General features: G+C 76.3%; 11 protein-coding genes. 1 reads left to right on the top strand and 10 read right to left on the bottom strand.

The genetic code is table 11. The annotated features are described in order from the left end of the window. Positions 1–23 precede the first annotated feature (23 nt). The 4 genes from ACZ462_RS03660 to ACZ462_RS03645 form a co-directional block, all read right to left on the bottom strand. Entirely contained in the window at positions 24–773 is a 750-nt protein-coding gene (locus ACZ462_RS03660) for a class I SAM-dependent methyltransferase (protein ID WP_467805122.1), read from the bottom strand. Positions 774–847: 74 nt separating this feature from the next. Further along, on the bottom strand, positions 848–2,296 hold the full coding sequence (locus ACZ462_RS03655) for a pyridine nucleotide-disulfide oxidoreductase (RefSeq protein ID WP_467805124.1): 1,449 nt from the start codon (positions 2,294–2,296) through the stop codon (positions 848–850). A 5-nt stretch (positions 2,297–2,301) separates the two neighbouring features. Further along, positions 2,302–3,501: an MAB_1171c family putative transporter gene (locus ACZ462_RS03650; protein ID WP_467805125.1), complete on the bottom strand. Its 1,200-nt coding sequence runs from the start codon at positions 3,499–3,501 to the stop codon at positions 2,302–2,304. Positions 3,502–3,904: 403 nt separating this feature from the next. After that, entirely contained in the window at positions 3,905–5,359 is a 1,455-nt protein-coding gene (locus tag ACZ462_RS03645; RefSeq protein ID WP_467805126.1) for a DUF3533 domain-containing protein, read from the bottom strand. Positions 5,360–5,485: 126 nt separating this feature from the next. On the opposite strand from ACZ462_RS03645, the gene ACZ462_RS03640 reads away from it, so the two are divergent. Next, complete coding sequence (locus tag ACZ462_RS03640) at positions 5,486–6,187, top strand: MerR family transcriptional regulator (protein WP_467805127.1); 702 nt, start codon at positions 5,486–5,488, stop codon at positions 6,185–6,187. 25 nt (positions 6,188–6,212) lie between these two features. Here the strand turns inward: ACZ462_RS03640 and ACZ462_RS03635 are convergent, their stop codons facing one another. From ACZ462_RS03635 to ACZ462_RS03610, 6 genes are all read right to left on the bottom strand, one after another. Next, a complete protein-coding gene (locus ACZ462_RS03635; protein WP_467882762.1) occupies positions 6,213–7,964 on the bottom strand; it encodes an FAD-dependent monooxygenase in 1,752 nt (583 codons plus the stop codon). Between the two features lie 101 nt (positions 7,965–8,065). After that, positions 8,066–10,618 carry an acyl-CoA reductase gene (locus ACZ462_RS03630; protein ID WP_467805185.1) on the bottom strand — a complete coding sequence of 851 codons (2,553 nt, stop codon included), beginning with the start codon at positions 10,616–10,618 and terminating at the stop codon, positions 8,066–8,068. Between the two features lie 2 nt (positions 10,619–10,620). Continuing rightward, positions 10,621–11,769 carry a LuxE/PaaK family acyltransferase gene (locus ACZ462_RS03625; RefSeq protein WP_467805130.1) on the bottom strand — a complete coding sequence of 383 codons (1,149 nt, stop codon included), beginning with the start codon at positions 11,767–11,769 and terminating at the stop codon, positions 10,621–10,623. Then, on the bottom strand, positions 11,766–12,911 hold the full coding sequence (locus ACZ462_RS03620) for a GNAT family N-acetyltransferase (RefSeq protein ID WP_467805131.1): 1,146 nt from the start codon (positions 12,909–12,911) through the stop codon (positions 11,766–11,768). The genes ACZ462_RS03625 and ACZ462_RS03620 overlap by 4 nt, the downstream gene beginning before the upstream one ends. Further along, a complete protein-coding gene (locus tag ACZ462_RS03615; RefSeq protein WP_467805132.1) occupies positions 12,908–14,236 on the bottom strand; it encodes an MFS transporter in 1,329 nt (442 codons plus the stop codon). The genes ACZ462_RS03620 and ACZ462_RS03615 overlap by 4 nt, the downstream gene beginning before the upstream one ends. Further along, positions 14,233–15,501 carry a phenylacetate--CoA ligase family protein gene (locus ACZ462_RS03610; protein ID WP_467805133.1) on the bottom strand — a complete coding sequence of 423 codons (1,269 nt, stop codon included), beginning with the start codon at positions 15,499–15,501 and terminating at the stop codon, positions 14,233–14,235. The genes ACZ462_RS03615 and ACZ462_RS03610 overlap by 4 nt, the downstream gene beginning before the upstream one ends. Between the last annotated feature and the right edge of the window lie 45 nt (positions 15,502–15,546).

Genomic DNA, 15,546 nt, shown 5'->3' with positions numbered 1-15,546 from the left:
GCTCCCCCCTCAGCCACAACTCCTCATGATGTCACGCGGGTCGGGGCCGGGGGAGGGTTGTGCACGATCGGGTGGCCGAGGACCAGGACGAGGAACGACGGCGTCCGCGACAGCTTGCCGTACCTGTCGCCGTACTCCTCCCGCCGGGCCGGGTCGGCCCGCGGCTCGTACAGCTCGCGCAGGCCCAGTCCGGCGCGGTGCACGTCGGCGGTCATCGCGCCGAGGGGGCGGCGGAAGAACCGGACGACGGGCGCGGGCGACCCGAAGCCCTGCCACTCGTCCGCCAGTTCCTCCACGCGGAAGTAGTCGCCGCTGGGGGACATGGAGAAGTCGTTCAACGGGTGGTGCGTGGAGACCACCACGGTGCCGCCCGGGGCGAGGACCCGACGGAACTCGGACAGGACCGGCACCCAGTCCTCCAGGTAGTGCAGGGTGAGCGAGGACACCACCACGTCGACGGACGCGTCCGGAAGGAAGTGCAGCGGCTCCCGCAGGTCGTGGACGCGGACCTCCGCCCGGTCCCCGAGCCTTGCGCGGGCCAGCCCCGCCAGGGTCGGGCTCGCGTCCAGGGCGATGACCCGTGCCGCGCCCCGGTCGGCGAGCCAGGCGGTCAGCCGTCCGCCCGCGCAGCCGGCCTCCAACACCGTGCGTCCCGCGAGCGGCGGGCACGCGGCCTGTACGGCGGGCCGGTCCAGCAGCGTGTTGTGGACGTTGTCCGCGCTGCCCCGGTCGTACCGGACCGCGAAGTCCTCGTAACCCGCGTCGTGCGCCATGGCGTTCCCCCTCGTCTCGCGCGCCAACGTACCGCGGGGCGGCGGCCCCGCGGCCCCCTCGGCGCGGGGCCGGGTCAGCCCGGGAGGGGGTCGCGGTCCAGGAGGTCCGCCATGGCGGCGGGCAGCGGCGGGCCGTCCAGTGCGGGCCGGCCCGGCCCCCGTGCGGCCGCCCACAGGACGCGCGGCCCGAACAGGGTGCCGACCCCGGACCGCAGCGTCATCACCTGCGTCAGGGCGCGGGTGACGGTGTGGTCCCCGGTCGCGGTGTGCACGAGGCGGCCTACGTAGCGGTTGGCGAGCCGGTCGACGGCGCCCGGCGCCCGGCCCCGGCAGCCCGGCAGGCCGACGTCCCCGCCTGTCGCGAGCAGCCAGGCGGCGGTGCCCGGCGCTGCGAGGGCGCGCTGTGCCCGCCGGGTGAACCCGGGCCCGCAGACGGCGCCGGCCCGGGCGGCGGCCTCCCGAAGGGCGAGCGCCCCGAGGGCGGCCACGGACATGCCGTGCCCGTACACGGGGTTGAGGGCGCAGGCGGCGTCGCCCAGCACCAGGAGCCCCTCGGGCATCGGGCGGTTCTCGTAGCGGTGGCGCCGGTTGGCGGTGGCCCGGGTGACGATGACGTCGGAGAGCGGTTCGGCGCGCGCGAGGAGGTCCGCGGCGAGCGGGCTGCGCAGCCGCCGGGCGAACGGCTCGAAGTCCTCGTTCGCGCCCGTCGGGTTGGCGCCGCGGCTGCCGGCGAGGCTGACGAGCCATTCGTCGTTCTCGACGGGCAGGATCGCCGCGTACCGGGCCGGCCCGCCCGCGCCGGACTCCGGCTGGATGGTGACGACGGGCCACCCCCGCGTCGGGAGGGGCGCCCGGTACCGGCGGGTGGCGTACGCGACGCCGGGGTCGACGACCTCGGGCGCGGGGGACGGCAGGCCCAGCCCGGCCAGCCAGCGCGGCGTACGGGAGCCCCGGCCGGTGGCGTCGACCGTCAGGGCCGCGGCGATGTCGGTGTGCGTCCCGTCGGCGTGCCGGACCCGGGCCCCGCGCACCCGCGTGGCGCCGCCGAGCAGCGCCACCGCTTCCGCCCCGTGCAGCAGGCGCACCCGGGGGATTTCCAGGAGCCGGGAGCGCACGGCCGCGTCGATGAGGGGGCGGCTCGCGGCGATCAGGAAGTGGGACTCGGGCCAGAGCCGGTACCAGCCCGCGGGGGACAGGGCGACCATCGCCGCCGGGACGGGCACCCGGTTCGCGCCGGCCGCCAGCCACCGCGCGCAGGTCCCGGGCAGCAGCGCCTCGACGGCCTCGGCGCCGCCCGACCACAGCATGTGGGCGTGCCGTGCCTGCGGCAGGCCCCGGCGCGGCGCGCCCGCGGGCCCCGCGGTGGGCGGGCCGTCGCGTTCGACGACGACGACCTCGTCCGCGTACGGGGCCAGCGCGGCCGCGGCGAGCAGGCCGGCGAGCCCGCCGCCGAGGACGAGTGCGGTCTGCGGTCCGGGGGCGCCCGGGCGGCGCGGGCGGCCGGGGGCGGGGGAGGCGGGCATCCTGGTCAGCCGCTCTCCGGGATGCGGGCCCGCAGCGGCCGCCGCAGGCGCGCCGCGGAACCGAGCCGGGCGAATTCCACGCCGAGCAGGCCCAGCTCCTCGTACCCGGCCGCGACGGGATACGGGCGGGCCGGGCCGGCCGGGGCGGGGGCGCCGTCCTCCGGGCGGCCGGCGGCGCGGGCCCGGAGCGCGGCGCGGACCAGGGCGGCCTCGGCGGCGGTGCGTGCCCGCGCCGGCGAGTGCCCGGCCGCCTCGGCCTGCCGCTCCAGCAGGGGGCGGCTCGCCTCGTCCATGTACGGGGCGAGGTCGTGGATTGCGTCCGCGACCTGGGTGGCCCGCTGCGTCGCCCGCATCGTGACCGGTGACCACACGGGCAGCCGCATCGTGGTGAACCGGGCGTCCGGATGGTCCTGCAGGGCCCGCCACACCGGGTACATGCGGCGGTGGGCGCGCCAGGCGCGCCAGGACTCCTCCAGGCGGGGCCCGGCGAGCGGCATGAGGAACCCGCAGGCGCCCAGGCCGGCGCCGACGCCGGCGACGGGCGGGGCGGCCGTGGTGCTCAGGGCGTCCAGGTCCGCGCCGAGCCAGCGGGCGGCGAGCGCGGTCCCTTTGAGGAGGCCGAAGGCGAGGTTGAAGCTGAACGCGGTGACGAGGGTCAGCAGTCCGGTCCTGACCCAGCCGCGGTCGAGTTCGCGCGCCCAGCGCAGGCAGGTGCGGGTGACGACCAGCGCGGCCCCGGTGTGGGCCGCCAGGTACACGACGATCAGCTCGCGGATGAACGGCGTGCGCGCGTAGTGGGTGTCGAAGTCCTGCCGGCGTTCCACCGGCGCGTCACCGAGGGCGAACAGGACGGCGAGGGCGGTGATGACGGCGGCGGTGCCGCCGATCCAGCCGAGCGCCTGCCTGCGCTGCGTCCGCGGCGGGCCGCCGCGCCAGTGGAGGATCAGCACCAGGGAGGCGCAGGAGAACGAGACGACGATGGAGTAGACGAGCGGCGCGCTGAAGTTCGGCACGCCCGTCCAGCGGTTGACGCGTTCGACGACGGGCGGTGCGGCGAAGAACCAGCCGCCGGCGCCCGTGGCGATCAGTGCGCAGACGGAGCGCACCATGGGCGAGCGCCAGCCGCGCAGCAGGGCGGGGAGTTTCACCGCGAGGGCCAGGGCCATGGCGGTCGCCGGTATGAAGTAGTCGCTGCCTCGCATCATCGGACGTCACGGCGTCCGGGGGAGGCCGGGGCAGGCGCCGGGGTCCGGTTCCGGACAGGTGGCTGCGGCGGTGTCCACGGTCTCGGCGAGTCTTCCGTACCCGTCTCTCAACGACCCTCCAGGCGATGGGTGCAGGGGGCGTTCGGGCTGCCGGCGCGCTCCTGCGACCTGCGATACCAATAGATCACGGATGGGAACGCTCACGCAATCGAGTGTCGGCAGGTGGACCGGGAGCCGCCGCGCCGTGCCGCGCGGAAACACCTGACTTCCGGCGGCCGTCGGTGGTTCCTGGTGAAATGCCGTCTTTTGTCGTGCCGTTGAGGTGGCCGAAACCGGTCGATGTGCCGAACGGGGCTTGTGGCGGACCCCGTTCGGCGGTGGCGATGGCGGTGGCGGAGGCCGGTCAGGCTCCGGCGGTCGCCGGGGCGGCCGTGTCCCGGTCGGCGGGGGCGGCGGCCCGGGGGCTGTCCTCCGCGGGCTGCGGGATGCGGTGCAGGCCGCGGCGGTCGTACAGGCGGGTGGCGCCGAAGCCGAAGAGGAGGGCTCCGGCCAGGGCGAGGCCCATGGAGGTCCAGGCGCGGGCCAGGCCGGCGCCGGCCTGAGCGTCGAAGTACAGCAGGGAGCGCAGGCCGCCGGTCAGCTGCCGCAGCGGCTCGAACTCGGAGAGCGTGCGGAAGAACCCGGGCAGCGCCTCCAGGGGCACGGTGGCGCCGGAGGAGGGGACGGCCATCGCGATGAAGACGATCGTCGAGACCAGCATGCCGGGCGTGCCGAACGCGGCGAGGAGGGCCAGTCCGCTGACGCCGACCACGGCGATGGTGCCCACGGAGTACAGCCACAGCAGGCCGAGGTGGGAGGCGTCCATGTCGAGCAGGCCGACCGTCGTCGCCTCGACGAGCGAGCCCATGATCACGGAAAGGCCGAGCATGAGGGTGATGGAGATGCCGAGGGTGCGGACGCGGCTGGTGTGGCGGACGGGGGTCCGGCGGCGGAAGGGGCCGAAGTCGGTGTGGAGGTAGCCGAGGGCGTTGTCGACCTGGGAGTGGATGACGTTGGCCCCGAGCATGCCGCACACGAGCAGGACGAGCGCGTAGTAGAAGGCGCTCAGGCCCATCGCGCTGCGCGCGCCGAGCGGGTGCCCGTCGGCGACCTCCACGGCCACCGGGTCGGCCAGCATCAGCTTGGCGGCCGGCGGCAGCGGGGTCTGGGAGGCGGGCCGCCCGCCGCCCGCCTTCGCGAGGAGGTCCTTGCCGAGCTGGGCGGAGGCCGCATGGGCGGCCTTCTGGGTGGCCTGCGTGGCCATGGAGGAGCCGAAGCTGCCGGCCGCCTGGTTCGTCAGCACCGTCAGCTTCGGGCGGGCCGGCTGCGGCTCCGCCTGGCCGTGCCCCTGCGTCGGGGACTGCGCCTGGCCCTGGGCCTGCGCCGGCCCCTTGCCCTGGGCGGCGGCCTGGCCCTGCCCGGTCTGCGCGGGCGCCGGCTGCCCCGGGGCGGCCAGGCCGGACACGGCCGCGGTGAAGTCCGGCGGCACGACGAGCGCGCCGTACACCTTGCCCTGGCCGAGCCGCTTGTCGGCCTCCTGCCGGGTCAGGACCTGCCAGTCGATGCTGCGGTCGTCCGCCGCCGACGTGCGGATCCCGGAGACGACCTGCTCGCCGAGGTTGGTACGCCTGCCGTCGCCCGCGTCCGCGCCGCGGTCTTCGTTGACCAGGGCGACCGGCAGGTCGCGGAGGTTGCCCTTGGGGTCGACGTTGCCGCCGACGTACAGCAGGGCGAACAGGGTGGAGACGACGGCGAGGATGAGTCCCGAGCCGATCCACAGCCGCGGGCTGCGGAGCACGGAGGGCGGAGAGGAGGTCATGGGGGCTCCCGGGGGCTTGCCGGCAGAAAGCTGGATACTTGAGGTATCCAGCACTAGATAGTTGCACTATCTTGAGAGTGTGTCCAATCGGCCCGGCGGAGTCCGGCCGCACCAGAGCGAGGAAGCATGAAGATCTCGGAGCTCAGCCGCAGAACCGGCGTGCCGGTCGCCAGCATCAAGTACTTCCGCCGTGAGGGCCTCCTCCCCGCCGGCCGCGCGACCGCCGCCACCCTGGCCGAGTACGGCGACGAACACGTCCAGCGGCTGCGGCTGATCAAGGCACTGACCGCGCTCGGCGGACTCTCCATCGCCGCCACCCGCGACGTCCTCGCCGCCCTCGACCGGGCCGACACCATCGACGGCACCCTCGGCGCGATCAGCTACGCGCTCCCCGTCCCCGTCGCCGAATCACCCGCCGCCGACTCCGACGAGGACGCCCGCGCCGCAGCGGCCGCCGAGGCCGACGTCGCGGAACTCGTCGCCGCCATGGACTGGCAGGTCCCCGCCGCCTCCCCGCACGTCCGCGGACTCGCCACCGCCCTCAAGGAGCTGCGGCGGCTCGACCCCCACTACCGGCCGGACCGGCTCGTCGCCTACGCCGGCCTGGCCCGCTCCATCGCCGGCCTCGACCTGGAGCGCGCCGCCGCCATCGACGACCCCGCGGCCCTCGCCGAGCAGGCCGTCATCGTCTTCGCCCTCTCCGCGCCCGTCCTGGAACTGCTGCGCCGGCTCGCCCAGGAAGACCTGGTGCGCCGCCGCATCGCCCGCGACGCCGACGCCGAGGCGACCGCCGGCACCCCGGAGCCGACCGGCACCGGGGCGCCCTGACCGCCCCCGCCCGCGGGGCGGGCCGTCAGGCGGCGAAGACGCGCGCGAAGTGGGCCGTCAGCCCGGCCGCCGTCTCCGGCGCCGCGACCGGCGCCAGCCGCACCCCCAGGTAGCCGTCCGGTCGCACCACGAACGCCGTCGCGCCGCCCGGCCCGTACGCCCGGGCGAACTCGCCCCGGCCGTCCACGAACACCGGCAGCGGCGCGGCGTCCGAGGCCGACCCCTCGTACGTGGCGTCCACCGCCGCCCCGTGCCACTCCCGCCCCCCGCCGCCCCCGGACGTGTCCGGCGGCGCGAGGACCACGCACGCCTGCGGCCCGGACCCGTCCGCGCCGCCGCCCGCGGCCGACCGGCGGGCCAGCGCGGCGAGTTCGCCGCACGCGGCCAGGTCCGCCGCCGATTCCGCGTACAGCACCAGCACGTGCCCGCGGTCCCGCAGCAGGTCGAACAGCCGCAGCGGCACCGCCGCGACCCCGCTCGTCAGGCCGCCGCAGTCCGGGGCGCGCTCCCCGGGCCCCGGCCCCCCGCCGTCCCCGGCGCGCGGGCCGACCACAGGACTGCCGGGGTACGCCACCAGCAGCTGCGCCTCGCGGAGCAGGGCCGTGTCCGCGTCCTCCGCATCCGAGGCGGCGCCCTGCCGGGCGTGCCGGACCGTCCGGCCCACCACCTCCTCGCCGACGGGGTGCCGCTCGGCGTGGTAGCTCTCCAGCAGCCGCGGGTGCGCCCGGCCCGCCACGGCGAGCGCCAGCTTCCAGGCCAGGTTGTGGGCGTCCTGGATGCCGGTGTTCATGCCCTGGGCGCCGGTCGGCGGGTGGATGTGCGCCGCGTCGCCCGCGACGAACACCCGGCCGTCCCCGTAGCGGTCCACCAGGCGGTGGCTGATCCGGAACACCGACGACCAGCGCAGCGCCGACGCGGTGACCGGCTCGGGCGCCAGCCGGTCCAGCACGGCCTGGATGTGCTCCAGCCGCGGCCCCCGGTCGGTCTCCAGCCCGTGCGCGACCCCGTCCGCCCCGCCGCGGCCGTGCCCGGCCGCGGACAGCTCGGGCGGTACGAGCATCGACATCCGGTACCGGTGGCGGCCCGGCAGCGGAATGCACACCAGCACGTCGTCCACCGCGCCGTCCGCACCGTGGTGCAGCGACCGGACGCCGTACCCCGCGGGCAGGCTCCAGTCCACCTCCACGTCGCCGAGCATGTACTCCTCGGGGAACGCGCCGCCCTCGAAGGAGAGGCCGAGCCCCTTGCGGACCGTGCTGTGCGCCCCGTCGCAGCCCACCAGGAACAGCGAGCGGACCTCCTCGTCGCCGCCGTCGGCGGTGGTGATCCGGCTGAGCACGCCGTCCGCGTCCTGGACGAACGACACCAGCTCGGCGCCGCGCTCGACGCGGGCCCCGAAGCGGGCCAGGTGCTCCTCCAGGATCCGCTCCGTCTCGTACTGGGGGAGCGCCGCGAACCCGTACGGCACCTCCGGCGGCAGCCGCAGGTCGATGCGCCCCTGCTCGGCCCCGTCCACGTACAGCAGCTGCCCCCGCATCGGGACGGCGGCCTCCAACGCCGCGCGGATCAGGCCCATCCGGTCCCACACCTCCAGGGTGCGGGGCTGGATCCCGACCGCCTTCGCGTACGGCAGCCGGCCCGGCAGCCGGTCGATGATGCGGCAGTCCACGCGCTGCCTGCGCAGTTCCGCCGCCGCGGTCAGTCCGACCGGTCCGGCGCCCACGATCAGCACATCGGTGTCCGTCACTGGCCCTCCCGGGGCAGTCCCCGACCGCATGTCCTCCCATCGTCGGCCCGGGCCCCGGCACCGGCCACTCGGCGCCGGAGCCCGCGCCCGCCCGCCCCGGACCGGATCCGGGCGGGCGCGGCGGCGCCGCGTCAGACGGCGCGGGGCCGGTCGTCCACCACCGAGCGGAGCTTGCCGCTCGTCGGGACCCGGTCGAGGGCGGCCCCGTCCACCGCCTCGACCACCAGCTCCAGCAGCCCCTCGGCGACGGCCGAGCGGAGCTCCGGGTAGCCGGACAGGAAGGCCTCGCGCAGCCGCCGCGGGTCCGTCCCCGCCGTCCGCTCCACCCGCACCGCCAGCCGCTCCCGCTCCGGGCCGGCGCCGATGCGGAGCTGCAGCTCGCCGCGGTGCCCGCCCTCGCCGGCCAGCTCCGTGAAGCGGCGGTGGTTCAGCAGGTAGGTCGCCACCCGAACGGTGTCGCCCGTCCGCCCCAGCAGCTCGAAGCGGGGGGCGAGGCTGCCGCACGGGCAGCGGCCGGGGAGCTCCCGGCCCAGGTCGCCGATGACGTACCGGCCCAGCTGCTGGCCGCGCCGCGCGTGCGTCGCGAACACCAGCCGGCCCGTCTCCCCGGGCGCCGCCGGCCGGTCCTCCACCTCGTCGAGGACCTCCAGCGTGTGCAGGTCGGCGTGCAGGTGGTGGACGCCGCCCGAGCTCTCCGTGCACTGGTAGCCGAGCGGGCCGAGGTCCGTGCTGCCGTAGGTGAGGGAGCGCACCACCTCGATGCCGAAGTCCTCCTTCAGCACCCGCTGCTGCTCCGGCGTGAAGTGCTCGCCGCCGTAGAAGACCTTGCGCAGGCCCCCGTAGGCGCGCAGCGCGTCCGCTTCCGCGTGCAGCAGCTGCCACAGGTAGGACGGCATCCCGAAGAGGGTGTCCGCCCGGTGCTCGACGATCGCCCGCGCCGTCGCACCGTGGTCGGGGCCCGCCGCCAGCGGCAACTGCACCCCGCCGAGCCGCTCCAGCACGGAGAAGAAGCTGATGAAGCTGCCGTACATGCCGCCGCAGTAGAACAGGTTGGCGGTGCGGTCCCCGACCGGGTCGTACCCGGCGGCGATCAGGCCGCGGGCCGCCGCCCGCATCTGCGTGTCGTAGTCGTCGTAGCTGAACAGGGACAGCGCTGGGGCGCCGGTGCTGCCGCCGCTGTGGAAGTACAGCTCCGCGTCCTCCCGCGCCACCCGCGCGTTGCGGGCCTGGACCTCCTCCTTGCCGACCAGCGGCCCCTCCGGCCGCGGCAGGACGACCGGGCGCGCGAGGTCGTCCAGGCAGGCGGTCGTCGCGAACAGCTCGGGGTCCGCCTGCACGGCGACGCGCCGGCTGTAGCGCTGGAGCGCGTACACGCCGTCGTGCGGCTCGCCCGCGTAGCTGTGCGGCATCGCCCCGACCGGGGTGACCCGCGTCGCGCCGGCGGCCAGGACGGTGCGGGACAGCTCGGCGATGTCGGTGCGGCTGCCCGCGATGCCCGCGGTCTGCAGGTAGCGGCGCATCGGGCGCAGCGTCGCGATCAGCTCCTTGCGGGGCAGCGGCTTGACCCACACGCTGCGGTGCAGCGGGGACGCCGTCAGCGGCGGGCGGGTGTCGGCCATGACCCGCCACGAGCCGTCGGGGGCGGCGAACACGCGGGTCAGGCCCAGGTGCTCCTCCAGCCGGGCCACGAGCTCGGTCGTGGTCAGCTCGGCCTCCTCGGCCGGGTCGGGCACACCGGCCGGGCCCGCCGGGACGGCCGGCGGGCGGGCGCCGAGGACGGCGGCGAAGCGCTCCGCGAACGCGAACACCTCCGCCTCGTCCCGGGTGTCGAGGTAGACCACCTGCGGGCTCGAGCAGGCCTGCTGCTCGTACAGGCACACGTCGTCCGCGAGGGCCTCCAGCACGGCCCGGTCCGACCAGGCGGCAGCCGTCAGGTAGGCGAAGGAGATCCGGTGCCCCCACTCCACCAGCCGGCAGCCAGCCGGCACGTGGGCGGCCACCCCCTCGACGGCGGCCTCCCCGCCCCACACGGCGACGGCGTCCGCGGCCGCGCACATCAGGCGCAGCCACTCCTGCCGCGAGGAGGGGAAGCGCAGGACGACGATCCGGGCGGCCAGCGCGCCGCTGGGGTCGAGGGCCGCCAGCTCGGCCATCAGGGCCTGCGCCAGCAGCGTGTCCGCGCTGCTGGTCTTCAGGACGTTGACGTTCCCGGCGAGGAGGCCCTCGACGAGGCTGAGCGGTGCGACGGTCGCGGCGTTGCCCGGCGCGATGTGGGCGACCATGCCGACGGGCGCCCACGCCTCGTAGACGGTCTCGCGGGGGTCGGCCCGGTCCAGGCGGCCCGGGCGGGCCCCGCCCAGCTCCCGGCGCAGCTTGCGGGTGAGTTCCCGGCGGCAGAGGGCCCGGCCGAGGTCGGCGAGGAGCGCCGGGTCCTCGCCCTCGGGGAGGTGCGAGGCGAGCCGGGCGTGGACCGCGTGCGCCGGGTCGAGGAGGGCGGCGGACAGGGCGTCGCAGGCGGCGAGGACGGTCTCGGTCTCCAGGACGCCGGCCAGTGCGGCCTCGACCCCGGCGGGCAGGCCGGCCAGGCGGCGGCCGGCCTCCTCGTCGCCGATGAAGGCGCCCTGCCAGAAGTGCGGCGCGGCGGCGGTCGGGGCGGCCCCGGGGGCGGTGGTGGTGTCGATCATGGTCACGCCATGCCCTTCATCAGTTCGGCGGCGGCCACCGCGCAGCTCCGGTTGCGGCTCACCCCGGCACGCCCGTGGACGGTGAACCAGGGGGTCGGGACGTCGCACCCGCAGGCCTCGCCCGGCTGCAGCGAGGCCAGGTCTCCCATGACGACGCTCTGCGCCGGGACGGAGGTGATGTACGGCGACACCAGGTGCAGGTAGCCCGGCTCCCCGTACGGCAGCGGCTCCAGAGTGCGCGTGGAGCGGATCACCACCCGCGACCACACGGGGGCGTGCAGCCGGTGGTGGTCGCACTCCACGTACGGGATGCAGTGCTCGACGGAGCCGAAGGTGTCCCGGATCCGCTCGCCGGGGACGCCGAGCTGCTCGGTGACCCGGTCGTACAGCTCCTCCTTGGCGATGCGCCGGTCGGCGTGGCCCTTCCAGCCGCCGCCGAGGACGACGAGGGAGCCCTCCGGGAGTCGGAGCGGCGGCATGCCCATGGCCCGCATCCGCTCCAGGGTGAAGAAGAGGAAGGCCGGGAAGCCGAGGATGCGGACCGGCGCGCCGTCCTCCGCGAAGCGCCGCAGGGCGGCGATGCAGCCGAAGGGGTCGAACTCGTGGCCGCCGCCGGTGTTCCGCAGGGCGTACGCGACGCTGCGGGCCGGAGCGAAGTCGCACAGGTAGTTGTCGGTGAAGGCGGTGCCGAGGTTCAGGGACGGCGCCGGCTCGTAGCTGTAGAGCAGGTAGTTCACCTCCTGCCCGGGGGTGATCCAGCCGTTGCGCTCGAAGATCCGGGCGACCATGCGCTGCGCGGAGCGGATCGTCCAGGTGTCGAAGAACATCTGCGACTTCTGCCCGGTCGTGCCGGAGGAGGTCAGGTGCAGCTCGACGTCCTCGCGGGGGATCGACAGTACCTCGTGGCGCTTGAAGAAGTTCGCGTGGACCAGCGGTGTCCGGTACGGCTCGGCCGGCGGCGTCGCCTCGTACAGGGAGCGGAAGAACGGGGACCGCTCGCGGTGCCAGGCGTGCGACTCGGCCATGGCGGCGGCGAACAGCTCGTCCTCGGCGGGCCCGCAGGCGTACGGGTCGGTCAGGTCGCACAGTCGCTGGACGTGCGGCAGGAGGGCCGGGTCGGGTACGGACACCGGCGCGAGATGGGGGTTCATCGGGCAACCTCGGATGGGGTGGGCAGGTGGGTCGACGCCCAGGCCGACACGTAGCAGTCCAGGTAGGGCCGCAGGGGCGGTTCGACGGCGACGCCGCGGAAGTCGATGCGCTCCGAGGAGCGCGACAGCACGGCGTAGTCGCGGAACCCGTCGCCGTCGGCGCGCATCGCCGGGTACAGGGCCCCGGCGACGAACCCCTGGGCGTGGAAGGCCTGGAGGGCTTCCGGGCGGTCGAGCGGGACCAGGGCCTCGACGTAGCCGGCGCCGGCGCGCGCCAGGGCCCGGGTGACGGGCTCCAGGTACGCGGCCGCCGCGGCCGGCTCGGGGTGGGCGGTGAGCAGGGAGCAGTAGCCGCCGGTGCGGTTGAGGTAGGCGTACACCTCGAACCGGCCGTCCTCCGGGGTGAGCAGCACGTTCGGCGTGTGCAGCGGGTAGAACCAGTCGCCCCGCCCGGGGAACCGCTCGCGGAAGCGGCGGCGTACGAACGCCGGGGCCTCGATGACCTCCAGGCGCTCGGCGGCCCCCGGGGCGGCCGGCGCGGCCGCCGGCCCGGACACGGGCCGGACGCCGGGGTAGGAGATGCCGAGGGCCTCCTCGGCGGTGCGCAGCAGCGGCACGAGGGCCGCGGGGACCTCGGTGACGGGCTTGCGGCGCTCCAGGACGCCGGCGGAGTGCCGGGCGTACAGGGCGAGGCTCTCGCGGCTGCGGAGGTCGACCGCGTTGGGCAGGATGCCGAGCGGGCGGAAGCCGTTGCGCAGGACGACCCGCTGGGGGCCGGCGCTGACGGTCCGTACGGTCGCGTACACGGAGTCCAGGCGCCCGGTGTCCAGCATGCCGGCGCACAGCTCGGCGGTGAGGGCGCCGGCCAGGCCCCCGGAGCGGTGCTCGGGGTGCACGGCGATGCCTTCGAGGCGGCCGATGCGGCTGCCCGCCTCGCCGTGGATGGCGGCCGACCCGGTCAGGGCGCCGCTGCCGGGGCAGCGGCCGACGAGCCACAGGGAGTGCGGGTCCTCGATCAGCCGGGTCATCTCGGCGGGGTCGGTGCCGAGGGCCACGGGGTAGTGGGGCCCGTAGACGGCGTAGTACAGCTGGCGCAGTTCGGCGATGTCGGCGGGCGAGGCCGGTGCGATGACGGTCTTCACCGGGCGCCTCCCCCGGCGCCGGCGGCCGCGTCCGGCGCGGGCTCGGGCTCGGGCGTGCCCGCCCCGAGGAGGGCCAGGGCGGCGGCGGCGGGAAGCAGGCCGGCGCCCTGGACAAGGCACAGCGTCTGCGGGGACAGCACGTCGCCCGCGAAGCCGAAGACGAGCGAGGCCACGGGCAGGGAGGCCCCCAGAACGGCCTGCATGACGGCGAAGAAGCCGGGCTTGTCGGCGGGCGGCACGAGCCGCTGGAAAAGGGCGACGAACCGGACGCTGACCGCGCCGGCGCACCAGCCGGCCACGGCGAGGCCGCACACGGCCGCGGCGCGGTGCGCGGCCAGGCCGGGCAGGGCCAGCGCGACGGCCATCAGGCCGAGGCAGTACGCGCCTGCGACGGTTGGCCGGCCGGGGATCCGCGTCCCGGTGAACGCGCCGGCGAGCGCGCCCGTGCCCAGTGCGGCCTCCAGCAGGGCCACCGTGCCGCCCCCGCCGTCGAGGACGGAGCGGGTGTACAGCGGGACGACGACGAACACGGCGGCGGTGAACAGGTTCGCCGCGGTGAAGCACACCAGGATCCGGCGCACGTAGGGCAGTTCGCCGAGGATGCGGCGCAGCGGCCGCCCGCCCGGCGCGGCCCCCTCCGCCGCCGGCCCGCCGTCCGCCGCCGCGGGCGCGGCGGTGCGGAAGCGGGCGGTGGCGACGAGGGCCGCGGCGCCGAGGTAGGCGGCGGCGCAGCCGGCCGCGAGCCCCGCGACACCGGCCCGGTCGACGGCGAGCGCGCCGAGCAGCGCCCCGCCGAGCCCGGCCAGCGACTGCGTGGACAGCTCGAAGCCGGTGGCGGCCTCGATGTCCTCGTCGTCGACGAGTTCGGGGACGGACGTGGTCAGGCACGGGTCGAAGAACGCCTGGCAGGTGGCCAGGGCGAGGGCCGCCGCGTACACGCCGGCGAGCGGCGGTCCGCCGGCCTGCGCCCCGGCGGCGAGGACCGCCGCCCCGGCCGCGGCCAGGCCGGCGGCGGTCCGCAGCACCGACCGGTGCGCGTACCGGGCGACGGCCTTCGCCACGACGGGCGCGAGGACGACCGCGGGGAGCGTGCAGACGGCCATGAACAGCCCGGACGCGACACCCGCGGCATCCCGGACGGCGTAGGCGACGAGCCACCAGGAGACGCCGACCTGGAACATGCGCACGGCGGCCTGGGTCAGGACCTGGCCCAGCCACACGGCGCCGAAGGCGCGGTTGCGCAGGACGAGCGGGGCGCGCCGCGCGGGCCGCCCGGCCGCCGGCGGTGGTGCGGACGGGGGCGCGGACGGGGGCGCGGCGGTCATGCGGTGGGCCTCTCGTCGAGGACCCGGACGAGCTTGCCGGAGCGCGGGTTGACGGCGAGGTCCCGGTGGCGGGCCCACTCCACGGACACCGGGTGCACGAACCCGGCGGCCGCGCTCTCCGGGTACAGCGGCCGCGCCGCCTCCAGCTCCGCGACGACCGCCTTGGCGAGGGTGTCGAGGCCGTCGGCGGCGTCGCCGGGGGCGGTCGCGAGGCGGAGCAGGAGCCCGTCGCGGCCGTCCCAGCGGCGGACGACGAGCTGCATGCCGACGACCCGGCCGGCGGTGTCCGCCGCGGCGACGGCGTTCTGCGCGTCGTCGGTGTGGAGTGAGACCGGCCCGACGCGTACGCCCTCCTCGGCGCGGCCGAGGATGCGGAAGTGCCCGGGGCCGGTGCCGGTCCACTCGGCGCGGTCGCCCGCCGGGTAGCGGATGATCGGCATCAGGCGCCGGAACAGGCTGGTGACGACGACCCGGCCGGGCCGCCCGGCCTCGGTGACCGGCTCGCCGGTGGTGTCGTCGAGGATCTCGACGACGGAGTACGGGGTGAACGCGCGGTGCACGCGGGCGTCCGGACCGGGTACGGGCCGGCCGAGCAGGCCGGCGTCCACACTGGCGTAGCCGACGGAGCGGGCCTCGGCGCGCGGGAACGCGCTGGCCAGCAGGCGGCGCTGGTCGTCGAAGAGGGCCTCGCCGCCGAACAGCAGCAGCTCCACCGACTCCAGCCGGTCGCCGCCGGCCGCGAGGTGCTCGGCCAGCCGGCACAGGGTGGTGGGGGTGCCTGCGACGACCTGCGCGGACAGGTCCCGCAGCGTGGGAACCGTCGACTCGAGCGGGGCCCCGCCGCCGACGGGCAGGCGGACGTTGTCCACGGGGGCGTGGGCGAGGGAGTCGAGGATGAAGAGGAAGCTGGCGTACAGCTCGCCCGCGTAGAACAGGTCGGCGACGCGGTGGCCCGGCCGCAGGCCCGCGTCCACCAGCCCCTGGCCGAACGAGGTGACGAAGGTGCGCCACTCGTCGCGGGTGTAGACGGAGAGCTTGGGGGCGCCGGTCGTGCCGCCGGTCTTGAAGACGGTGGCCTCGCTGAGCGGGCCGGTCAGCACGCGGCTGCCGGGGAAGGAGTTGGCCTCCCAGAACCGCTTCTGGTCGATGACCGGGAGGTCGGTCAGGCGGTCGGCGCCGGGAGGGAGGGACGCGTAGAGCTCCTGGTAGAAGGGCGAGTTGTGACGCGCGAAACGTATGAGGTCCGAGAGCTGCTGGGCGGACATGGGCCTTTGCCTAGATGACGGGATACCGGGGCGGGAGCCACCGTG

The organism is Streptomyces sp. NPDC031121, assembly GCF_055570615.1.
Note: the sequence above shows the minus strand (reverse complement) of the source record. Positions and strands in the feature narration are given on the sequence as shown.